Annotated in this window: 21 protein-coding genes; 13 read left to right on the top strand and 8 right to left on the bottom strand. The window is 71.9% G+C overall.

The window, feature by feature from the left end; translation table 11 throughout:
* Window positions 1–15 precede the first annotated feature (15 nt).
* From rpsD to truA, 4 genes are all read left to right on the top strand, one after another.
* The gene (gene rpsD, locus AB0K60_RS34270; protein ID WP_364064838.1) at window positions 16–642 is read left to right on the top strand and encodes a 30S ribosomal protein S4; all 627 of its coding nucleotides are present in this window, start codon (window positions 16–18) and stop codon (window positions 640–642) included.
* A gap of 107 nt (window positions 643–749) precedes the next feature.
* Window positions 750–1,766, top strand: coding sequence for a DNA-directed RNA polymerase subunit alpha (locus AB0K60_RS34265; RefSeq protein ID WP_364064836.1), 1,017 nt, complete (start codon window positions 750–752; stop codon window positions 1,764–1,766).
* A gap of 118 nt (window positions 1,767–1,884) precedes the next feature.
* A complete protein-coding gene (gene rplQ / locus AB0K60_RS34260; RefSeq protein ID WP_364064833.1) occupies window positions 1,885–2,457 on the top strand; it encodes a 50S ribosomal protein L17 in 573 nt (190 codons plus the stop codon).
* A gap of 175 nt (window positions 2,458–2,632) precedes the next feature.
* Window positions 2,633–3,586, top strand: a complete 954-nt coding sequence (truA, locus tag AB0K60_RS34255; protein ID WP_364064831.1) for a tRNA pseudouridine(38-40) synthase TruA — start codon at window positions 2,633–2,635, stop codon at window positions 3,584–3,586.
* 3 nt (window positions 3,587–3,589) lie between these two features.
* Here the strand turns inward: truA and AB0K60_RS34250 are convergent, their stop codons facing one another.
* The 3 genes from AB0K60_RS34250 to AB0K60_RS34240 form a co-directional block, all read right to left on the bottom strand.
* Complete coding sequence (locus tag AB0K60_RS34250; RefSeq protein WP_364064829.1) at window positions 3,590–5,524, bottom strand: hypothetical protein; 1,935 nt, start codon at window positions 5,522–5,524, stop codon at window positions 3,590–3,592.
* A 136-nt stretch (window positions 5,525–5,660) separates the two neighbouring features.
* The gene (locus AB0K60_RS34245) at window positions 5,661–6,659 is read right to left on the bottom strand and encodes a hypothetical protein (RefSeq protein ID WP_364064826.1); all 999 of its coding nucleotides are present in this window, start codon (window positions 6,657–6,659) and stop codon (window positions 5,661–5,663) included.
* Window positions 6,660–6,695: 36 nt separating this feature from the next.
* Window positions 6,696–7,490: a CAP domain-containing protein gene (locus AB0K60_RS34240; protein ID WP_364064824.1), complete on the bottom strand. Its 795-nt coding sequence runs from the start codon at window positions 7,488–7,490 to the stop codon at window positions 6,696–6,698.
* 372 nt (window positions 7,491–7,862) lie between these two features.
* Between AB0K60_RS34240 and rplM the strand changes: the two genes are divergently transcribed.
* The 5 genes from rplM to AB0K60_RS34215 all read left to right on the top strand — a co-directional run bounded on the left by rplM (window position 7,863) and on the right by AB0K60_RS34215 (window position 11,364).
* The gene (rplM, locus tag AB0K60_RS34235; protein ID WP_364064821.1) at window positions 7,863–8,306 is read left to right on the top strand and encodes a 50S ribosomal protein L13; all 444 of its coding nucleotides are present in this window, start codon (window positions 7,863–7,865) and stop codon (window positions 8,304–8,306) included.
* A gap of 21 nt (window positions 8,307–8,327) precedes the next feature.
* Window positions 8,328–8,852, top strand: coding sequence for a 30S ribosomal protein S9 (rpsI, locus tag AB0K60_RS34230; protein WP_364064819.1), 525 nt, complete (start codon window positions 8,328–8,330; stop codon window positions 8,850–8,852).
* Window positions 8,849–10,210, top strand: a complete 1,362-nt coding sequence (gene glmM, locus AB0K60_RS34225; protein ID WP_364064817.1) for a phosphoglucosamine mutase — start codon at window positions 8,849–8,851, stop codon at window positions 10,208–10,210. Before rpsI ends, glmM begins: the two co-directional genes overlap by 4 nt.
* 111 nt (window positions 10,211–10,321) lie before the next feature.
* Window positions 10,322–10,720, top strand: coding sequence for a metalloregulator ArsR/SmtB family transcription factor (locus tag AB0K60_RS34220; RefSeq protein ID WP_364064814.1), 399 nt, complete (start codon window positions 10,322–10,324; stop codon window positions 10,718–10,720).
* On the top strand, window positions 10,717–11,364 hold the full coding sequence (locus AB0K60_RS34215) for an SRPBCC family protein (protein ID WP_364064812.1): 648 nt from the start codon (window positions 10,717–10,719) through the stop codon (window positions 11,362–11,364). The genes AB0K60_RS34220 and AB0K60_RS34215 overlap by 4 nt, the downstream gene beginning before the upstream one ends.
* Window positions 11,365–11,389: 25 nt before the next feature.
* Here AB0K60_RS34215 and AB0K60_RS34210 read toward each other — a convergent pair whose 3' ends face one another.
* The 5 genes from AB0K60_RS34210 to coaA all read right to left on the bottom strand — a co-directional run bounded on the left by AB0K60_RS34210 (window position 11,390) and on the right by coaA (window position 15,918).
* On the bottom strand, window positions 11,390–12,106 hold the full coding sequence (locus tag AB0K60_RS34210) for an ABC transporter permease subunit (RefSeq protein WP_364064810.1): 717 nt from the start codon (window positions 12,104–12,106) through the stop codon (window positions 11,390–11,392).
* A complete protein-coding gene (locus AB0K60_RS34205) occupies window positions 12,106–13,074 on the bottom strand; it encodes an ABC transporter ATP-binding protein (protein WP_364064807.1) in 969 nt (322 codons plus the stop codon). The genes AB0K60_RS34210 and AB0K60_RS34205 overlap by 1 nt, the downstream gene beginning before the upstream one ends.
* A 35-nt stretch (window positions 13,075–13,109) precedes the next feature.
* Window positions 13,110–13,985, bottom strand: coding sequence for an ABC transporter permease (locus tag AB0K60_RS34200; protein ID WP_364064805.1), 876 nt, complete (start codon window positions 13,983–13,985; stop codon window positions 13,110–13,112).
* Window positions 13,982–14,893, bottom strand: a complete 912-nt coding sequence (locus AB0K60_RS34195) for an ABC transporter ATP-binding protein (protein WP_364064803.1) — start codon at window positions 14,891–14,893, stop codon at window positions 13,982–13,984. Before AB0K60_RS34195 ends, AB0K60_RS34200 begins: the two co-directional genes overlap by 4 nt.
* 86 nt (window positions 14,894–14,979) lie before the next feature.
* Window positions 14,980–15,918, bottom strand: coding sequence for a type I pantothenate kinase (gene coaA, locus AB0K60_RS34190; protein ID WP_364064800.1), 939 nt, complete (start codon window positions 15,916–15,918; stop codon window positions 14,980–14,982).
* A 120-nt stretch (window positions 15,919–16,038) separates the two neighbouring features.
* Between coaA and AB0K60_RS34185 the strand changes: the two genes are divergently transcribed.
* From AB0K60_RS34185 to alr, 4 genes are all read left to right on the top strand, one after another.
* Complete coding sequence (locus AB0K60_RS34185; RefSeq protein ID WP_364064798.1) at window positions 16,039–17,463, top strand: alkaline phosphatase PhoX; 1,425 nt, start codon at window positions 16,039–16,041, stop codon at window positions 17,461–17,463.
* Window positions 17,464–17,604: 141 nt separating this feature from the next.
* Window positions 17,605–17,967, top strand: coding sequence for a holo-ACP synthase (locus AB0K60_RS34180; protein ID WP_364064795.1), 363 nt, complete (start codon window positions 17,605–17,607; stop codon window positions 17,965–17,967).
* Between the two features lie 10 nt (window positions 17,968–17,977).
* The gene (locus AB0K60_RS34175; protein WP_364064793.1) at window positions 17,978–19,483 is read left to right on the top strand and encodes an NAD(P)H-hydrate dehydratase; all 1,506 of its coding nucleotides are present in this window, start codon (window positions 17,978–17,980) and stop codon (window positions 19,481–19,483) included.
* The gene (gene alr, locus AB0K60_RS34170; protein WP_364064791.1) at window positions 19,480–20,619 is read left to right on the top strand and encodes an alanine racemase; all 1,140 of its coding nucleotides are present in this window, start codon (window positions 19,480–19,482) and stop codon (window positions 20,617–20,619) included. The genes AB0K60_RS34175 and alr overlap by 4 nt, the downstream gene beginning before the upstream one ends.
* Window positions 20,620–20,628: the final 9 nt, after the last annotated feature.

Raw genomic sequence — 20,628 nt, 5'->3', positions numbered from 1 at the left:
AGGAGATAGACAGATATGGCCCGTTACACCGGTGCGGACTGCAAGCTCTGCCGCCGCGAGAAGACCAAGCTCTTCCTCAAGGGCAGCAAGTGCGAGTCCGCCAAGTGCCCCATCGAGATCCGTCCGTACCCGCCGGGTGAGCACGGTCGCGGCCGTCCCAAGGAGTCGGAGTACCAGCTCCAGCTCCGGGAGAAGCAGAAGACCCGCCGGATTTACGGCGTGCTGGAGCGTCAGTTCCACAACTACTACGAAGAGGCGAACCGCAAGTCCGGCAAGACCGGTGAGAACCTCCTCCAGATCCTGGAGAGCCGCCTCGACAACGTGATCTACCGCGCCGGCTTCGCCGAGTCGCGGGACGCCGCCCGCCAGCAGGTGCGCCACGGCCACATCCTGGTCAACGGCAAGAAGGTCAACATCCCGTCGTACCGCGTGCGCGAGCACGACATCATCGAGGTGCGGGAGAAGTCGCGCAACCTCATGCCGTACGAGGTCGCCCGCGCCAAGGCCGGCGACAAGATCGTGCCGGCGTGGCTGGGCGTCGTCCCGGACAAGATGCGCATCCTCGTGCACCAGCTCCCGGTGCGTCAGCAGATCGACACGCAGATCCAGGAGCAGCTCATCGTCGAGCTCTACTCCAAGTAAGAGCTCGTGCCCGCCGTACGGCCCGCCCCGAGCGCGGCCGTACGGCGGGATCGCTTCACCACCAGCGGCGTCATATAGCGGGCGTCGCGGAAACAGGGGAGAAACCCATGCTGATCGCTCAGCGCCCATCCCTCCTTGAGGAGTCGATCGACGAGACCCGGTCCCGGTTCATCATCGAGCCGCTGGAGCCCGGGTTCGGCTACACCATCGGCAACTCGCTGCGCCGGACGCTGCTGTCCTCCATCCCGGGGGCGGCCGTCACCAGCATCCGCATCGAGGGCGTGCTGCACGAGTTCTCGACCGTGCCGGGGGTGAAGGAGGACGTCACCGACATCATCCTGAACCTCAAGGAGCTGGTCGTGTCGTCCGAGCACGACGAGCCCGTGGTGATGTACCTGCGCAAGCAGGGCCCCGGTGAGGTGACCGCGGCCGATATCGCGCCGCCGGCCGGCGTCGAGGTGCACAACCCCGACCTGCACATCGCCACGCTGAACGGCAAGGCGAAGCTGGAGATGGAGCTGACCGTCGAGCGTGGCCGCGGCTACGTCTCCGCCGCGCAGAACAAGCAGCCGGGCCAGGAGATCGGCCGGATTCCGATCGACTCCATTTACTCGCCGGTCCTCAAGGTCACCTACAAGGTGGAGGCGACCCGAGTCGAGCAGCGCACCGACTTCGACCGTCTCCTGCTGGACGTCGAGACCAAGCCGTGCATGAAGCCGCGCGACGCGGTGGCCTCGGCCGGCAAGACCCTGGTCGAGCTGTTCGGCCTGGCGCGCGAGCTGAACGTCGAGGCCGAGGGCATCGACATCGGCCCGTCGCCGCAGGACGCCGCGATGGCCGCCGACCTGGCGCTGCCGATCGAGGAGCTCAACCTCACCGTCCGGTCGTACAACTGCCTCAAGCGCGAGGGCATCCACACCGTGGGCGAGCTCGTCGGCCGCAGCGAGCAGGACCTTCTCGACATCCGGAACTTCGGCGCGAAGTCCATCGAAGAGGTCAAGCAGAAGCTGCACGAGATGAACCTCTCGCTCAAGGACTCCCCGCCCGGATTCGACCCCTCGGCCGTCGCCGGCGGCGACTACGACGACGACGACAACCGGTACGTCGAGACCGAGCAGTACTGAGCAGTACTGAACCCCCTTCGGGGGGACCGTCAGATGACGGGGGCCGCGCCCAGGCGAGGCCCCCGGCCCGACTCCGGTACCTGGTACGGCCGGGGCGGGTTATCCAAAGGAGAGCGAAATGCCCAAGCCCACCAAGGGTCCACGTCTCGGCGGCGGCCCCGCGCACGAGCGGCTGATGCTGGCGAACCTCGCCACGCAGTTGTTCCAGCACGGCCGCATCCGCACCACCGAGGCCAAGGCCAAGCGTCTGCGCCCGCTGGCGGAGAGGCTGATCACCAAGGCCAAGAAGGGCGACATTCACAACCGTCGCCAGGTGCTGACCGTCGTCCGTGACAAGGGCGTCGTCCACCACCTCTTCACCGAGATCGCGCCGACGTTCGCGGAGCGTCCGGGCGGCTACACCCGGATCACCAAGATCGGCCCGCGCCGGGGCGACAACGCGCCGATGGCGGTGATCGAGCTGGTCACCGAGCCGCTGAACCGGGTCACCGTGTCGCGGACCTCGCCTACCACGCCCGCCGCGCCCGCCGCGGCCCCGCAGGAGGCCGCCAAGTCCGAGGCGACGGAGCCGGAGGCCGCCGAGGCTCCCGAGGCCGAGGCCACCGAGGCCCCTGAGGCCAAGGCGGCGGAGGAGCCCAAGGCGGAGGAGTCCAAGAGCGACGACTCCAAGGACTCCGGGGACAACGCCTAGGAATCTTCGTTCGCGACGGGTCCAGCACGCCTTCGGGGCGCTGGACCCGTTCGGCGTTATCGGGAAAGTTCACGGCGATTTACGCGGCGATGTACGTGGAGACGTACGCGGCGACTAACGCGGAGATGTAGGCGGGATGTTTCGCCAACCGACAGGGGCCTGACGCATGGATGCCATGACACAGTCATCCGAGACACTCGCCGTCGAGGCCGCGGAGGTCAGGGAGGCCACCGGGGTCAGGGAGGCCAAAGAGGCCGGCGCGCCTCGGGTGCGCCTCCGGCTGGACCTGTCCTACGACGGCACGGACTTCTCCGGATGGGCGCGGCAGCCGGATCGCCGTACCGTCCAGGGGGAGATCGAGGCGGCGCTCGGCCGGGTGCTGCGCCTGGACGCGCCGCCCGCGCTGACCGCCGCGGGGCGCACCGACGCGGGCGTGCACGCCCGCGGTCAGGTCGCGCACGTGGACGTTCCGCCGTCGGCGCTGGGCGAGCCGTTGCTTTCGGAGGATCCGGCCGATTCCGCGCGAACGGCTGAGCGGCTTTCTGCGCTTGTACGCCGCTTGTCCGGCGTTCTTCCCCCGGATGTTCGCATTCACCGCGTCACCGTCGCCCCTGCGGGCTTCGATGCCCGTTTCTCGGCCGTCTTCCGCCGGTACTGCTATCGCGTCAGCGACGCCCCGGGCGGCGTCGATCCGCTACGCCGCCGCGAGATCCTCTGGCACAGCCGTCCCCTCGCCGTCGAGCCGATGAACGCGGCGTCGGCCCACCTGCTGGGCGAGCACGATTTCGCGGCGTTCTGCAAGCGACGCGAGGGCGCGACGACGATCCGCGAACTCCGGCGCCTGGAATGGATGCGCGACCCGGGCGGCCTCATCACCGCCACCGTAATGGCCGACGCGTTCTGTCACTCGATGGTCCGCGCCCTGGTGGGGGCGCTCCTCGCCGTCGGCGACGGCCGCCGCCCGGTGGACTGGCCGGGCCAGGTGCTGGCCAGGGCCGTACGCGACTCGGGGGTGAACGTCGCCCCCGCCCACGGCCTGTGCCTCGAAGAGGTCGGCTACCCTCCCGACGCCGAGCTCGCCCGCCGCGCGGCGCAGACCCGCCGCGTGCGCACGCTCTCCGCGTCCTGAAGGTCAGCCGCCCTCGGCGCGCTTCTCGATCACCTTCGCGGTGTGCTTGCGGAAGGCGTCGCTGATCGGGCCGAGGTCCCTTTCGTTCGCCTTCGGGGTGTGGCCGTCGGAGTAGGTGGCGTAGCTGAAGACGATGTACCGGCCCCAGACGAGTCCGGCCGCGTAGCCGCCGGAGATCTCGACCCGCTCGCCGCCGCTGCGCGCGGGGCCGGGCAGGCCGCGGAACCAGACGTTGGTGGCGAGGTCCTTGGCCGCGTCCACCTTGACCGCCGCGTCCTTCGACGGCAGTACGGCGATTCCGGTGGTCACCGCGTACTTGCGCCTGGCGTCCACGTAGGTGGCGCGCAGGAGCCTGGCGCACCGGTTGGCCTTGAGCGCCTCGGCGAACTTGCCCGCCGCGCCCTTCTCACACTCCCCGGTCACGTTCACCTTCACGCGGCGGAAGGAGCGGCCGTTGATCGTGACCTTCGCGGTGGGGAAGGCCTCGGCCGGGGTCATCTCCTTGGCGTCGGTCTCCGCGGAGTCGATCGGCTCCGCGGACGCCGTGGCGTCGGGCTGCGGCGGCGTCACGACGGAGGGCACCCGGCCGTGCGCCTGCGGCCCGGGCGAGGCGCCGAGACCCTGATAGGCGAAGTAGGCGCCGACGCCGATCGCGCCGATCGCGACGACGATCGCGGCGCCGATCAAGACCTTCCTGCCCATGCCGCCCGTGGACGTGACGGCGGCTCCCACGGGTCTGGTCGGCCCGAACTTCGGCGGCTCGGACGTCGGGGGCGGCGGGGCGGGGGTGAACGCGGAGGGGCGTGCGCCCGCACCGCCCGGCGGCGTCGCCGGGGAGTTGAAGCCCACGAACGGCCCGGCCACGGTGGACGGGCCCGTTCCGTTGGTCGTAGGCGCCGCCAGCATGGGGTTGGCCACCGTCGGCCGCCCCTGCGGCGCGGCGCCCCCGGGCGACGGCGGCGACGGCGGCGCGGGAGGGAAGCGGTCGTTGGCGGAGGCGCCGGGCTTGGCGGCGTTCAGCCGTACGACAGGAATGGTGGTCTCGGCCAGGGAGCCGCCTCCTGCGGCGGACGCGCCCTCGGCGGGATTGGCGCTCTGCGGCGGCCAGACCGGGATGTCGAGCGGGTCGGTGTTGGGGGAGCCGGGCTTCCCCTGACGTTGCTTGTCCCCCTTGGACGGCGGGTCGGCGGGCGTTCCGGGGGAGGCCAGGCCCGCCAGGGCGTTCCAGGGGGAGGTCGTGCCCGTGCCGGAGGACGCGGCCGATCCCACGGCCCATTCCGTGGCCGGCGACTCCTTCGCGGGCGAAGATGGGCCGGAGGCGGGCTCGTCCAGGACCTTGCCGGGTTGCCACGTCCCCGTGTCCCGCACGCCCCCCGCGCCGACGGCGGGCGACCCCGCCCGCGGGAGGGGGTCGGAGGTGGGCTCGGCCAGGGGGAAGTTCTTCGTGCCGGAGTCCCCGCCGGTCTTGGCGGGTGTGCCCGGGAGGGGAATGAGGCCGGTGGTCGGGTCGGGAAGGAAGAAGCGCGGCTCGGCGGCGACCGGCGACGCGCCCTCTCGCGCGGCCGCCTCTCGCGCGGCGGCCTCCTGGGTGGCGGCGGCGGTGGCGGGACCGGTGGGGCCCGCGGGGACGGGGCCGGGGGTCGCGGCGGAGCGGCCGGGCCACGGCTCGCCGATGGGCTCGCCGGTGGCGGCGGGCCAGGCGGGCGTCGGCTCGCTGGAGGAGCCCTTCCCCACCTGCATGCCCGCCGCCGCGGCGGTGAACGCCGGCGGCGGTTGCCACGGCTGCGGCGCGGGATCGGCGGACATACCCCATGGCGGCGTGTCCACCTGGCCGGCGTCCCACCCCGATGACTGCCCGAAGCTCGGCGGAGGCATCGGCGGCGACGCCGGGGCGTCGGTGTCACGCTCGTGCTCGGACCCCGGATCCTGACCACGCATATGGGGAAGCCTAGCGACACTGTGAGATCGTCATGCCTTGATGAGCGTTTCCGGCCCGATCCTGTGCCGAATTTGCCGCGAAAGATGCCCTATGACCGCTTTATGGCATGCCGGAAATGGCCGAGGTGTTCCGTCGTCAGCCCCGCCCCCCGGTGAGCGCCCGGGTGTCGAGCGCGGGGAAGACGGTCTTGTCGGTGATGTCGCCCGCCGCGAGGTTCAGGCGCTTGGTCTCGGCGGCGGTCGGCTTGTGGCCGTCCTTGAACTGGAACCACAGCAGCACCGCGTAGTGGCCGTGGGTCCAGACCCCCGCCAGGGCCTCGCCGTTGCCGAGGAACTTGGTGGCGCCCTTCTTGCCCTGCAGCGGCTTGACGTAGTCCTTGCGCTCCTTGGCGGCTCCGGCGGAGGCCACCTTCCGCGCGCCGGCCGAGGTCTTCAGGTTGGCCACGCCCACCGTGCCGATGATCTTCCCGCTCGCGTCCTGGAAGCTGGCGCGGACGATCTGCGTGCAGCCCGCGGCCTTCAGCGCCTTTTGGATCTTGCTTCCCTCGGCCGCGTTCTTGCACGTCTTGTCGTTGCGGCGCGCGGTCATGAGATACGTGCGCTTGCCGCTCTTGATCTTCGCCTTGGGGAACAGCTCCGCCTGCTGGAGTGGGAGCGGGTCGGTGGCGCGGGAGGCGGCGTAGCCGTACTTGCCGCCGGGCCGGGCGGAGTCGGTGGCGGGCGCGGCGGTCGGGGACGCCGCGGCGGCATCCGGCGACTGTGTGCCGCGCTGCGCCGCGTAGTAGAGGCCGCCGCCCGCGGCGGCGAGCACCACCACCGTGCCGACGGCCAGCAGCAGCGGACGCCGCCGTGATCGCGGCGGGGGCAGGACCACCTCCGGGGTCAGCCACGCCGGGCGTTCCTCGGAGGAGGAGCCGGGGGAGGGCGACCCGGGGGAGGGCTGGGGCTGTCCGGCCTGCTCGTACGCGGCGGGGCGCTGCGCCGGTCCGGGCGCGCCGAACGAGCCGGGGGCGCCATAGGGCTGAAATGCCTGGAATCCGCCGGTGGGGCCCGTGGGCCGGTGCCCGGCGCCGGCCGGTGGTTCGTTCGGCTGGTACGGCGGCTGGCGTGGTGCCTGATACCCGGGGTAACCCATGGCTCCCGAGATTAGCCCGCGTTGTATACGGAAAGGTCAGGAATACCCGAAGTCTTGGGTCCACCAGGGGCCCCCGGGGCCCGGTGTGACCCCGACGCCGGTGGCGGTCAGCAGGCAGTTGAGGATGTTGGCGCGGTGGGCGCTATGCGACATCCACCCCCGTACCGCCTCCTCCGCGGTGTGGTAGCCGCGGGCGATGTTCTCCGCGCCGCCGTTGCGGTATCCCGCCGCCTCCATGCGCTTCCACGGCGTGTCGCCGTTGCTGGAGGAGTGGGAGAGCCGGTTGGTGGCGGCCATCTCCGCCGAGTGGGCGCGCGCCGAGCGCACCAGGCGGGGATCGACGTAGAGGGGCACGCACCCGGCGCGGCGCCGCTCCTGGTTGACCAGGCGGATGACGGCGTTCTCGATCGAGCCGAGGCTGGAGCGGTTGCCGGCGCCGCCGTCCTGGCCGCCCGGCGTGAGCAGGCTGGCCGGTCCGCCGCCGGAGGAGCCCTCGATGGTGTTCGACGGCCGGCGACTCGGGTCGGCCTCGCCGCCCTTCGGCGTGGGCCGGCCCCGCAGCGGCAGGGGCGTCTTGGCGACGGGCACCATCGACGAGCGCTCCGCGCGGGACGCGTCGAGCCCCGACGCGCTGGGCTGCGACGTCTGCGGTTGCGGCGTGGGATCCCCCGCGGAATCCGCTGTGGGCCCCGAGGCGGCCTCCGCCTTACCGGTGGTCTGCGTCGGCGCGTTGTTGAGATACACCCCGGTCGGGCCCTCGGCGCGGTACGTCGCGCGCCCGATTACCACCCCGATGAGCAGGACCGATACCAGGCAGGCCAACAAACCCATATGGGTCCGGCGGCGGATCGCCCGCTGGGGACGCCGGGTGTGAAAGCTCTGCCACATACCGCAACCAAATATAGAGATGTTACGAGTTACGGAAGAAGGGAACGACGGGAATGGATTCATCGCGGGGGCGGTATGTGACGAGGGATACATGCCGGGCCGTGCGCGGCGCCGCCCGCCGCGCTTCGTTTTGACCCTGTCCTCGGTACCCGATAGGCTGCTTGTTCGTCATGTGTGGATCGGTCTGTCAAGGACCGGTGCACGGCGCGTCCGGCGTCTTCTCCCGAGCTGTGGAGACGGAAGGTCCTGGGGCGGCGTGCGCCCGCCATGACCTACCGAACCAGACAGTGTCTCATCCCGGACAGAAGGCTTACCGTGCGCACGTTCTCACCGAAGGCCGCCGACGTCGAGCGTCAGTGGTATGTCATCGACGCGTCAGGTGTGGTGCTGGGGCGGCTGGCCAGCCAGATCGCGACGCTGCTTCGCGGCAAGCACAAGCCCATCTTCGCGCCTCACGTCGACACCGGTGACTTCGTCATCGTCATCAACGCCGACAAGGTCGTGCTGACGGGCAAGAAGCTGGAGCAGAAGAAGGCCTACCGCCACTCGGGCTACCCGGGCGGTTTGCGCTCCCTGCCGTACAGCGAGCTGATGGAGAGGCGCCCCGACCGCGCCGTCGAGAAGGCGGTCAAGGGCATGCTGCCGAAGAACTCGCTGGGCCGGAAGATGGCCAAGAAGCTCAAGGTCTACGCCGGCCCCGATCACCCGCACCAGGCGCAGCAGCCGGTGCCGTTCGAGATCGCCCAGATCGCCCAGTAAAGCGAAAGTTAGAGGAGAACCGTGGCCGAGCCCACAGGTGTCGAGACGCCCATCGAGGGCGATGTGGACACGGAGTACTCCCCGGAGGAGTTCCCGTCGGAGTACACCACCGAGTCACCCGTCAGTGCCGAGGCCGCCGCACGGCGCCCCATCACCACGGGCAACTCCTACGGCACGGGCCGCCGCAAGGAGGCCGTCGCCCGTGTCCGGATCGTGCCGGGCACCGGCAAGTGGACCATCAACGGCCGCTCGCTGGACGCCTACTTCCCGAACAAGGTCCACCAGCAGATCGTCAACGAGCCGTTCGTGACGCTCGGCGCGGAGGAGCAGTTCGACGTCATCGCCCGCATCAACGGCGGTGGCGTGACCGGCCAGGCGGGCGCGCTGCGCATGGGCCTTGCCCGCGCGCTCGCGGTCCTGGACGTCGAGGTCAACCGTCCGCCGCTGAAGAAGGCGGGCTTCCTCACCCGGGACGCGCGGGTGAAGGAGCGCAAGAAGTACGGCCTGAAGAAGGCCCGCAAGGCTCCGCAGTACAGCAAGCGTTGACGGGCCGGCTTTTCGGCACCGACGGGGTTCGTGGGGTCGCGGGTCGCGACCTCACGGCCGAGCTCGCCATGGACCTGTCGGTCGCGGCGGCCCACGTGCTCGGCGACGCCGGTGCCTTCCAGGCGACCGTGGGGCGGCGTGGCCGTCCCCTCGCCGTCGTGGGCCGCGATCCCCGCGCCTCCGGTGAGTTCCTGGAGGCGGCGGTGGTCGCCGGGCTCGCCTCGTCGGGGGTGGACGTGCTGCGCCTGGGCGTGCTGCCCACGCCGGCCGTGGCGTACCTCACCTCCGCGCTCGGCGCCGACCTCGGCGTGATGCTGTCGGCCTCGCACAACCCCGCGCCCGACAACGGCATCAAGTTCTTCGCCCGGGGCGGCTACAAGCTGCCCGACGCGGTGGAGAACGAGATCGAGCAGCGGCTCGGCGAGAAGTGGGAGCGCCCGACGGGCACCGGGGTGGGCCGGGTCAGCGACGCCTACGGCGAGGCCGACCGCTACATCTCCCATCTGCTGGCGAGCGTCCCCGGCCGGATGGAGGGCCTGCGCGTCATCGTCGACTGCGCCAACGGCGCGGCCCACATGGTGGCGCCCGAGGCGCTGCTGCGCGCCGGGGCCTCGGTGGAGACGATCGGCGCCGCGCCCGACGGGCACAACATCAACGAGGGCGTCGGCTCGACCCACCTGGACGCCCTGCGCGAGGCCGTACGGGGCGGGGACGCGGACCTCGGCATCGCCTACGACGGCGACGCCGACCGCTGCCTCGCCGTCACCGCCTCGGGCGAGGTGGTGGACGGTGACCAGATCATGGCGATCCTGGCGCTCGCCATGCGTGAGCGCGGCGCGCTCGCGCACGACACCGTGGTCGCGACCGTCATGTCCAACCTGGGCTTCAAGCTGGCGCTGCGCCGCCACGGGCTGACCATGGTGGAGACGGCCGTGGGCGACCGCTACGTGCTGGAGGCGATGCGGGTCGGCGGCCACAATCTGGGCGGTGAGCAGTCGGGCCACGTGGTGATGCTCGATCACGCCACCACCGGCGACGGCGTGCTCACCTCGCTGCACCTGCTCGCCCGGGTGGCCGAGACGGGGCGGTCGCTGGCCGAGCTCGCCTCGGTGATGACCCGCCTGCCGCAGGTGCTGGTCAACGTCCGGAACGTCGACAAGTCCCGGGTGGCCACCTCGGAGAAGCTCGCCGCCGCGGTCGTCGCCGCCGAGGCCGAGCTGGGCGACTCCGGTCGGGTGCTGATCCGCCCCAGCGGCACCGAGCCGATGGTCCGGGTGATGGTCGAGGCCGAGTCCCACGACCAGGCCGAGCGCATCGCCGCCGAACTCGCCGAGGTGGTCCGCACCTCCTGCGCGTAGTCCGCGATTCCTTCCACAGCCCTGCCGGGTCCATCGGCGGGGCTGTCGTCTTTTTCCGAGTCCGCTTATATTCCTCTTTACTTATATAAGTCCCTCCTGTAGCTTCTTCTCGTGCATGCGTTCGACGTTCTGGGCGACCCCGTCCGCCGCCGGATCCTGGAGATCCTCCTGGCGGGCGAGGCGACCTCGGGGGCGGTCTGCCAGGTGATCCAGGCCGAGTTCGGGATCTCCCAGCCGGCCGTGTCGCAGCACCTCAAGGTGCTGCGCGACAACGGGTTCGCCACCGTCCGGGCGGAGGGCACCCGGCGGCTGTACGCGGTGAACTCCGCACCGTTGCGGGAAATCGACGTATGGCTGGAGCGTTTCCGGCGCTACTGGACGCCGCACCTCGACGCCCTGGCGACGGAGGTCGCCCGCGGCAAGCGCGAACGGCGCCTGCGCGATCACGGCGACGCGCCGCATCCACCGGAAGCGCCGGATCCACAGGAACAGGAAGGAGACAAGCGATGATCGAGGTCACTCATCAGATCAACTCGGTCCGCAGGCGGCTGGGCACGCGGGTCCTGGAGGCCGGCGAGGCCAAGGTCCTGACGATCAGCCAGACCTACGACACCACGATCGAGGACCTGTGGGACGCCTGCACCAACCCCGAGCGCATCCCGCGCTGGTTCCTCCCCATCTCCGGCGACCTGCGCGCCGGCGGCAGCTACCAGTTCGAGGGCAACGCGGGTGGCAAGATCGAGCGCTGCGACGCCCCGCACGGCTTCTCGGCCACCTGGGAGTATGGCGGGCAGGTGAGCTGGATCGAGGTCCGCCTCATCGCCGAGTCCGCCGAGCGCACCCGCTTCGAGCTGGACCACATCGCCCACGTGGACGAGCACTGGGGCGAGTTCGGCCCGGGCGCGGTCGGCATCGGCTGGGACAGCGGCCTGCTGGGCCTCGCCACCCACCTGGCCACCGGCGAGTCCGCGGACCCGGAGAAGGTGGCGTCCTGGACGGCCTCCGAGGAGGGCCGGCGCTTCTTCAGGCTCAGCGGCGAGCGCTGGTGCGAGGCCGACATCGCCGCCGGCGCCGACCCGGAGAAGGCCCGCGCCGCCTCCGCCCGCACCATCGCGGCCTATCTCGGCGAGGAACCGCCGGCCGCCGCGTCCTGATCGTTCACTCATTACTCCTGATCGACTACTCGTCGCCGGTGAGGCTGAGGGAGCGCAGGCGCTGCCCGGCCCAGACGACCGCGCCCACGGTGACGACGATCATCGCCGGTACGGCGAAGCTCAGCGACACGTCCGTCTTCAGGAACGCCGAGGTCGAGATCTGGTCGGCCACCGACTGGGCCCACTGCTGGATGGAGAAGGTCCGGGCCCCGGGCACGAAACTTCCCACGAGCCCCTCCCACACCAGGGCGTAAATGATGCCGATCGTCACCGCGTGCCGCGTCAGCACGCCCATCAGCAGGAACACCGCCGCGTAGGCCACGCCCCCGACCAGCGCCCCGAGGGCGAAGCCGTACGCGATCCCGGCCTCGCCCCGCACGAGCAGGTACGCCGCCAGGAACGTGGGCACCGCGCCGAACACCACAAGCAGCGACGTGGCGACCGCGAACTTGGTGTAGGCGATCACCGGGCGCGGGATCGGCTTGGACAGCAGATGCAGGATGGTGCCGTCGTCGATCTCGGGCGCGATGACGCCGGTGCCGGCGATCAGCCCGAGCAGCGGCAGCATCGTGCCGATCGCGAAGCTCTGCATGAGCGTCACGGCGCCCCGCTCGCCGACGTCGCCGATGACCCGCAGCAGCACCGCGACCCCGATCAGCGACAGCGGCAGCAGGACGAGCAGCAGCACCCGCCTGCGGCCCAGCATGGCCCGGTAGGTGATGTCGGCCACCACGGTGTTCATCACACGCTCCGGGAGATCAGATAGGAGAAGACGCTTTCCAGGTCCTCGTCGGCGGGGGAGACCTGCCACAGGTGCACCCCGGCGTCCCGGGCGAGGCGCGGCAGCAACCGGGTGAAGCGGCGGAAGTCCACCGCCTGGACCTCCAGGCCATCGCGGGTGAGCGACACCGCCGCCGACGAGGGGTCGGCGATCAGGGCGGCGGCGAGCCGCCGGTCGTCGCTGGAGCGCACCCGGAACAGGTGGGGCCGGTCGGTCATGCGGCGGCGGATCTCGCGGAAGTCGCCGGAGGCGGCGTGCCGGCCGGCCACGAGCACCTCGATCTGCTCGGCGACCCGCTCGACCTCCTCCAGGATGTGCGAGCTGAACAGGATCGTCCGGCCCTCCTCGCCCATCCGCCGGATCAGGTCCATCAGGTGCAGCCGCTGGCGCGGGTCCATGCCGTTGAACGGCTCGTCGAGCAGCAGCACCCGGGGGTCGTGCACGAGGGCGGCGGCGACCTTCACCCGCTGCCGCATGCCCTTGGAGTAGGTCTCGACGCGCCGGTCCTTGGCGCCCTCCATCTCGACCAGGGCCAGGGCCCGGTGCGCCGCCTCCTCCGGGTCGGGCAGATGGTGCAGGCGGGCGCTGGACAGCACGAACTGCCAGCCGGTGAGGAAGCCGTAGACGCCCTCCTTCTCCGGAACCAGGCCGATGAGGCGGTAGATCTCGTGATTTCTCCAGATGCGTACGCCGTTGAGCGTCGCCGTACCGGACGAGGGGGCCAGGAACCCGGCCATCACGTGCAGCAGGGTGGACTTGCCCGCGCCGTTCGGCCCGAGCAGGCCGGTCACGCCCGGCCCGATCGTCATGGTGACGTCGTTGACCGCCACCACGTTGCCGTACCAGCGCGAGACCTGGCCCAGCTCCACCAGGACCGGCCCGGCGGGCCGCCCGGCGGCCGGCGCGGGCCGGGTGCGGGTCTCGACCACGAGGTCTCCTTCGTCAGGGGGAAGGTCGCGTGCCGTCATCGGGAGGCCGCCGATCGGTAGCGCAGGAAGAGCCCGCCGATGGCCAGCGCGGTCACCACGACCACCAGCACGAGCGGCAGCGGCCCGTCCACGGTGGCGTCGCCGGTGGACGACGGCGTGCCGAACAGCCACGTCTGCACGGCCTCCACCAGGAAGAACGGGTTGATCAGCAGCGCCCACATCGCCGCGGAGTCCCGGCTGAGCGCGGTGAACGCGGCGCCGAGCGCGAGGGAGACGGCCGAGGTGAGCAGGTAGAAGGCGATCACGGAGGCCACTCCAAGGCCGCGCCGGGGGGTGAACGAGGCCAGCGCGAGCCCGACGGCCGACAGCAGCACCGCGTGGAGCACGCCCGCCACCATGGCCGCCACGTACCCGTTGACGTCGGAGTCGCCGGGCGGGTTCACCAGCAACTCGCCGACGAACTCCACGGTGAGCGGCACGGCGATCAGCGCGTAGAGCGCGATCGCCATCGCCGCCAGCTTCGCGCCCACGTAGTCGGCGATCTGAACGGGCCGCGACAGGTACAGCGGCAGGACGCGGAAGCGCAGGTCGGGCGCGACCAGGTACGGCGACTGCGCGGCGAGGAAGATCGCGACGACGACCTGCATGATCGAGGTGTAGGAGGGGTAGGCGACGCCCCCTTCCCCCGCGGAGAGCGCCATGAGCATGATCGACGCCGCGGCGGGCATCAGCATGATCCCGGCCAGCGTGAACGGCATGATCTTCGCGCGGGCGGGCCGCCGCAGCCCCCACACCCCGCGCAGGCCGTGCGCCATGAGCGAGGTGAACGCGTGCCCGCGGCCGAGCCGCCGCCCCTCGTAGTGCCGGTACCCGATGTCGTGGATGACGCCCGTCGGCTGCGACACGCTCACCTGACCTCCTCCAGCTCGCCGCGGAAGACGTCCTCGATGCGCTGCCGGCCCTGTTCCAGCCGGATCAGCGGCAGCCCCAGGTCGGCCACCGCGTCCCGTACGGCGTCGAACGAGCCCTCCGAGCGGACCTCGACGGCCAGCAGGCGGCCGTGCCGTACGGCGGACTCCCCGGCGGCGGTGAGCCGGTCGAGCAGCGCGTCGTGCCCCTCCTCGACCTCCACCGTGATCGTCTGCGTGGCCTGGGTGAACTCGGTGATCGCCGAGGAGCGCAGCAGCCGGCCGCCGTCGATCACGATCACGTGGTCGCAGATCCGCTCCAGCTCGCCGAGCAGGTGCGAGGTGACCACCACGCTGATGCCGAACTCGGTGCCGATGCGCCGGATCAGCGCGAGCATGTCGTCGCGGCCCTTCGGATCCAGCCCGTTGGTCGGCTCGTCGAGGAAGACCAGCCGCGGATCGTGCACGAGGGCCTGGGCGAGCTTCACCCGCTGCCGCATGCCGGTGGAGTATCCGCCGATGGGGCGGTAGCGCTCCTCGTACAGCCCGACGTGGCGCAGCGTGTCGGCGGCCCGCTCGCGGGCGGCCGTGCCCGGCAGCCCCGACATCCGCGCCATGTGGATGACGAACTCGGTGGCGGAGATGTCCGGGGGGAGGCATTCGTGCTCGGGCATGTACCCGACGACCCTCCGGATCGCCAGGGCCTGGGCGGCGCTGTCCATGCCGAGCACCTCGGCTCTGCCCGCCGACGGTTTCAGCAGCCCCAGCAGGATCTTGATCAGTGTCGACTTGCCCGCGCCGTTCGCGCCGACCAGCCCGGTGACGCCGGTCCCGGCGCTGACGGTGAGTCCGTCGAGGGCCGTCACGCGCGGGAAGCGCATCGTCAGCCCTTCGGTGGCGAGGATCGTCATGGTTCGGACCCTATAGCCGGGCGTCCGCCGGTGTCCTCGGCCGTTCGGACGAGCCCGGTCTCCTCCCCAAGGGGAGGGGGCAGGGCCTAGGTACGGCGCAGCCGTACCCGCTGGACCGAGTGGTCGGGCCCCTTGCGCAGCACGAGCAGGGCGCGGGCGCGGGTGGGCGCGATGTTCTCCACGAGGTTGCGCTCGTTGACGTCCCGCCAGACGTCCCTGGCGAAGGCGGTCGCCTCCTCCTCGGACAAGTCACTGAGGAACCGGAAATAGGACTTCGGATCGGCGAAGGCCGTGCGCCGCAGCCGGTGGAACCGCGCCACGTACCACTCCCGGATGTCCTCCACCCGCGCGTCCACGTAGATCGAGAAGTCGAAGAAGTCGTTCACCGCGAGCGCGGTCGGCGGCGCGGGCTGCAGCACGTTGAGCCCCTCGACGATGAGGATGTCCGGCCGGCTGATCGTCTGCCGCGCGCCGGGCACGATGTCGTACTCCAAATGGCTGTAGACGGGCGCGACGACCTCCGGCACCCCGGCCTTGACCGAGGCCACGAACCGCACCAGGGCGCGCCGGTCATAGCTCTCCGGGAAGCCCTTGCGGTGCATGATCCCCCGCTCCTCCAGCACCTCGTTGGGGTACAGGAAGCTGTCGGTGGTCACCAGCTCCACCCGCGGATGCTCGGGCCAGCGGGCCAGCAGCGCGCGCAGCAGCCGCGCCGTCGTCGACTTGCCGACCGCGACGCTGCCCGCGATGCCGAGGATGTACGGCGGCGGCGCGGCCTGCTCGCCCAGGAAGGCGCTCACCGTGGCGCCGCGCTCGCGCGCCCCCGTGAAGTGCAGGTTGAGCAGCCGGCTCAGGGGAAGGTAGATATCGGTGACCTCGTCGAGGTCGATGGGATCCTCGACCCCCCGCAGCTCCTCCAGCTCCCGCTGGTCGAGCGTGAGCGGGGTGCTCTTGCGGAGCTGGCGCCACTGATCGCGATTCAGTTCGACGTACGGCGCGGGCGCCCCATCCCAAGCGTTGGCCATGTTCGCTGAGCCTACCGGCAGGGCTGAATCGGCAATCGGCTCGTGGGGGCATACCCGCCGCCCTAGAGTGAATCGCCCTAGAGTGAATTCGGTCCTAGTGAAAAATTCTCGGGAGCGCACATGGAGCGACGCCACTTCCTCGCCCATGGCGTCACCGTCGCCGGGGCGGCGTTGTCCGGATGCGGGCCGTTCAGCGGCGCCGCGGCCGTCGGCATGCGCGGGGAGCGGCGGCCGGGCGGCGGGTACGGCTCGCTGAAACCGGTCAAGGACCGGCGCGACGGCGCGGTGCGCCTGCATCTGCCCGAGGGCTTCTCCTATCGTTCGTTCAACCCGGTCGGCTCCCGGTTCACCTCCGGCGGCGTCACGCCCGGCAGGCACGACGGCATGGGCGCCTTCCCCGGCCCGGACGGCCGGGTGATCCTGGTGCGCAACCACGAGATCAACGGCCCGGTCGGCGCGTTCGGCGACCGGAGGAAGGCGTACGACCCGGCGGCGGGCGGCGGCACGGCCACCCTGGAGGTGACCCGCTTCGGCGAGGTCAAGCGGTCCTACCCCAGCCTGACCGGCACCCAGATGAACTGCTCGGGCGGCATGATGCCGTGGGGCTCCTGGGTGAGCTGCGAGGAGACCGTCAACGGCCCCGACGTGGGGAACGACCACACCGGCGGGGACAACGGCAGGCTCACCCGCAAGCACGGCTACATCTTCGAGGTGCCGATCCGGGGGGCGGCGTCGGCCCGGCCCATCCGCTCGGCCGGGCGGTTCGCGCACGAGTCCGCCGCCTACGACCCGATCACCCGGGCGATCTACCTCACCGAGGACAACTTCAACTTCCCCTCCGGCTTCTACCGCTACCTGCCGCCGCAGGACCCGCAGCGGGTGGGCCGCATCCTCGACGGCGGCAGGCTGCAGATGCTCGCCGTCGCGGGCAGCCCGCGCGCGAACCTGGCCAAGGCCCAGCGCGCGGACGCCTCGTGGAAGGTGACCTGGGTGGACATCGACGACCCCGACCCGACCTTCACCGGCAGGCCGTCCAACGACGAGGCGATCCAGGCGGTCGGGCGGCAGGGCCGGGCCAAGGGCGCGGCGATCTTCTCCCGGCTTGAGGGCGCGGTCTACCACGACGGCACGGTCTACTTCGTCTCCACCCAGGGCGGGCCGCGCGCCACCGGGGACGACGCGCCGTCCGGGTTCGGCGACGGGCGCGGGCAGATCTTCGCCTTCGACTGCGCGGCCGGTCGGCTGCGGCTGGTGTACCAGTCGCCGTCGTCGCGGACGCTGGACCTGCCCGACAACGTCACCACCAGCCGGCGCGGCACGCTGGTGCTGTGCGAGGACGGCGACGGCGACAACTACCTGCGCGGCCTCACCACGACCGGCCAGATCTTCGACTTCGCCCGCCTTGAGCCGGTCGAGGGCGACCCGGGGGCCGAGTTCGCCGGCTCCGTGTTCAGCCCGGACGGGCACACGCTGTTCGTGAACGTGCAGTCGACGCAGGGTATGTCGTTCGCGATCTGGGGGCCGTGGGAGCGCGGGGGCTTCTGACCGTGCCGATGACCTCAAAGCCGATGACCGCAAAAGCCGATGCCCGTGAGATGCCGATGCCCGTGAGATGCCGATGCCCGTGAGATGCCGATGCCCGTGAGATGCCGATGCCCGTGAGATGCCGATGACCGTGGGAAGCCGATGATCGTGGGGATCGGCGTGGACGTGGTGGACGTGGCGCGGTTCGCCTCCGCGCTCGAACGCACCCCCGCCCTGCGGGAGCGGCTGTTCACGCCCGCCGAGCGCGACCTGCCCGTGGCGTCGCTCGCCGCGCGGTTCGCCGCCAAGGAGGCCGTCGCCAAGGCGCTCGGCGCGCCGCCCGGACTGGCCCACCGGGAGGCCGAGGTGTGCCGGGAGACCGGGGGACCGCCGAGCCTGCGCGTCCTCGGCCGCGCCGCCGAGGTCGCGGCCGAGTTGGGCGTCGCCCGCTGGCACTTGTCGCTCAGCCACGACGGCGGTGTGGCGATCGCGTATGTGATCGCGGAAGGCGGCCCGCGCGATTAAATTCGGCAGGGTGCGCACCGCCTACACCGCCGACCAGATCCGCTCCGCCGAGCACGCGCTGATGGCGCGGCTTCCCGAGGGCACGCTCATGCAGCGCGCCGCGACCGCGCTCGCCGTGGTCTGCGCCCGGGCGCTCGGGCGCGTGTACGGCTCGCGCGTCACGCTGCTGATCGGCAGCGGCGACAACGGCGGCGACGCCCTGTACGCCGGGGCCCGCCTGGCCCGCCGGGGAGCCCGCGTCGAGGCGATCCTGGCCGGGTCGCGCGCCCACCAGGGCGGCCTGGCGGCGCTGCGGGCGGCGGGGGGCCGGGTCATCGAGCACGCCGGGCACGCCGAGCACGCCGGGCGGGCCGTCGCCGCGGCCGACCTGATCGTGGACGGGCTCGTCGGCATCGGCGCGGCGGGGGCGCTGCGCGAGCCGTACGCGGGGCTGACGGAGCTGGCGAACGGCGCGGACGCCACGGTCGTCGCCGTGGACGTGCCGAGCGGCGTGGACGCGAGCACCGGGCGCGTCGAGGGCGCGGCCGTGCGCGCGCACCTGACCGTCACCTTCGGGGCGTGCAAGACCGGCCTGCTCATCGACCCCGGGGCGAGCCACGTCGGCACGCTCGAAGTGATCGACATCGGCATCGGCCCCCACCTGCCCGACCCGGACGTGACCGCGCTCACCGCCGCCGACGTGGCCGCGCGGCTGCCCCGGCCGGGCCCCGAGTCCGACAAGTACCGCAGAGGCGTGGTCGGGGTGGTCGCGGGCAGCGCCCGCTACACCGGGGCGGCCGTGCTCGCGGTGGGCGGGGCCGTACGGGGCGGGGCCGGAATGGTGCGGTTCGCCAGCGCTCGCGAGCCGGTGGAGCTCGTGCGCGCCCGCTGGCCCGAGGCCGTCACCACGATCCTTGACACCACGATCCTTGAGGGGGACGGGGACGCCCGCGCGGGCGTCGAGAGCATGGGCCGGGTGCAGGCATGGGTGCTCGGCCCGGGCATGGGCACCGACGACCGGGCGCACGCGCTCGCCGAGGCCGTGCTCGACACCGGCCTGCCGACGGTCCTCGACGCCGACGGGCTCACCCTGCTCGCCGCCGACCGGTCGCTGCTGCGCCCCAACCTGCTGATCACCCCGCACGCGGGCGAGCTGTCCCGGCTGATCGGCGTGCCGCGCGAGCGCATCGAGGCGAGCCGCCTGGAGCACGTCCGGCTGGCCGCCGCCGACCTGGGCGTGACGGTGCTGCTGAAGGGCTCGACCACGCTCGTCGCCGAGACCGGCCGACCGGTCCGCGTCAACGGCACCGGCACCCCCTGGCTCGCCACCGGCGGCACCGGCGACGTGCTCTCCGGCCTGGCGGGCGCGTTGCTCGCGGGCGGCCTCACCTGTTACGAGGCGGGATCCTGCGCGGCGTACCTGCACGGTCTGGCGGCGCGCGTGGCCGGTATGACGCCGATCTCGGCGCAGGACCTGCCCGACGCCCTGCCCGAAGCGCGGCGTGCACTCGATTCACCTGCCAAAATGGAGGAATGAGCGCTGCTGCCCCCGCCGAGGCCCGTGTGGATCTCGCGGCGATCGCCCACAACATCTCCGTGCTGCGCGGGCACGCCGCCGGCGCCGAGGTGATGGCGGCGGTCAAGGCGGACGGGTACGGCCACGGGATCGTTCCCTGCGCCCGCGCCTGCCTGGCGGCGGGCGCGACCCGGCTCGGCACCGCGCTGGTGAGCGAGGCGCTCACGCTGCGCGCGGCCGGGATCACCGCCCCGATCCTGTCGTGGATCCTCACGCCGGGCGAGCCGCTGGACGAGGCGGTCGAGCGTGACGTGGAGCTGTCGGCGGGCGATCCGGGGATCCTTGACCGGATCGCGGAGGCGGCCCGCCGTACCGGCCGGACGGCTCGGGTGCACCTGAAGGCCGACACCGGCATCTCGCGCGGCGGCGCGCCGCTGGCGCTGTGGCCGGCCCTGCTGGATCGCGCGCTCGCCGCGCAGGCCGGGGGCGTCGTCGAGATCGTCGGCCTGTGGTCGCACTTCGCGTGCGCCGACATCCCCGGCCACCCCTCGATCGCCGCGCAACTCGCGGCGTTCGATGAGGCGCTCAACCTCGCCGACAAGCTCGGCGCGGCCGGTTCCCACGTGATCCGCCACATCGCCAACTCGGCCGCGACCATCACCCTGCCGGAGGCGCGCTATGACATGGTGCGTCCGGGAATCGCCGTCTACGGCCTGAGCCCGATCCCCGAGGCGGGCGACTTCGGGCTGCGCCCGGCGATGACGCTCGTCGCGCGCCTCGCCCTGGTCAAGCGGGTGCCGGCCGGGTCCGGCGTCTCCTACGGCCACCTGTACGTCACCGATCGCGAGACCACGCTCGGCCTGGTTCCCCTGGGGTACGCCGACGGCGTGATGCGTGGACTGTCCAATCGTGGGCACGTGCTCGCGGCGGGCCGCAGACGGCGGGTCGCCGGGCGGGTCTGCATGGACCAGTTCGTGATCGACCTGGGTGACGATCCGGTCGCGGCGGGTGACGAGGTCATCCTGTTCGGGCCGGGGGACGACGGCGAGCCGACCGCTCAGGAGTGGGCGGATTCCCTCGGCACGATCAGCCATGAGATCGTGACGAGGATCGGTGCGCGCGTGCCGCGCGTCTACCGGCATGAGGGTGTGCGGTAAGGAGGGTCC

This window comes from Thermopolyspora sp. NPDC052614, from assembly GCF_040678635.1.
GTDB lineage: Bacteria > Actinomycetota > Actinomycetes > Streptosporangiales > Streptosporangiaceae > Thermopolyspora.
The sequence above is the reverse complement of the archived record's forward strand: the minus strand, read 5'-3'. Positions and strand labels throughout refer to the sequence as shown.

Excerpts from the sequence above, each read along its gene's own strand:
- rpsD (WP_364064838.1), top strand. The coding sequence starts at position 16 with ATGGCCCGTTACACCGGTGCGGACTGCAAGCTCTGCCGCCGCGAGAAG.
- AB0K60_RS34265 (WP_364064836.1), top strand. The coding sequence starts at position 750 with ATGCTGATCGCTCAGCGCCCATCCCTCCTTGAGGAGTCGATCGACGAG.
- rplQ (WP_364064833.1), top strand. The coding sequence starts at position 1,885 with ATGCCCAAGCCCACCAAGGGTCCACGTCTCGGCGGCGGCCCCGCGCAC.
- truA (WP_364064831.1), top strand. The coding sequence starts at position 2,633 with ATGACACAGTCATCCGAGACACTCGCCGTCGAGGCCGCGGAGGTCAGG.
- AB0K60_RS34250 (WP_364064829.1), bottom strand. The coding sequence starts at position 5,524 with ATGCGTGGTCAGGATCCGGGGTCCGAGCACGAGCGTGACACCGACGCC.
- AB0K60_RS34245 (WP_364064826.1), bottom strand. The coding sequence starts at position 6,659 with ATGGGTTACCCCGGGTATCAGGCACCACGCCAGCCGCCGTACCAGCCG.
- AB0K60_RS34240 (WP_364064824.1), bottom strand. The coding sequence starts at position 7,490 with ATGGGTTTGTTGGCCTGCCTGGTATCGGTCCTGCTCATCGGGGTGGTA.
- AB0K60_RS34215 (WP_364064812.1), top strand. The coding sequence starts at position 10,717 with ATGATCGAGGTCACTCATCAGATCAACTCGGTCCGCAGGCGGCTGGGC.
- AB0K60_RS34210 (WP_364064810.1), bottom strand. The coding sequence starts at position 12,106 with ATGAACACCGTGGTGGCCGACATCACCTACCGGGCCATGCTGGGCCGC.
- AB0K60_RS34195 (WP_364064803.1), bottom strand. The coding sequence starts at position 14,893 with ATGACGATCCTCGCCACCGAAGGGCTGACGATGCGCTTCCCGCGCGTG.
- coaA (WP_364064800.1), bottom strand. The coding sequence starts at position 15,918 with ATGGCCAACGCTTGGGATGGGGCGCCCGCGCCGTACGTCGAACTGAAT.
- AB0K60_RS34185 (WP_364064798.1), top strand. The coding sequence starts at position 16,039 with ATGGAGCGACGCCACTTCCTCGCCCATGGCGTCACCGTCGCCGGGGCG.
- AB0K60_RS34180 (WP_364064795.1), top strand. The coding sequence starts at position 17,605 with ATGATCGTGGGGATCGGCGTGGACGTGGTGGACGTGGCGCGGTTCGCC.
- alr (WP_364064791.1), top strand. The coding sequence starts at position 19,480 with ATGAGCGCTGCTGCCCCCGCCGAGGCCCGTGTGGATCTCGCGGCGATC.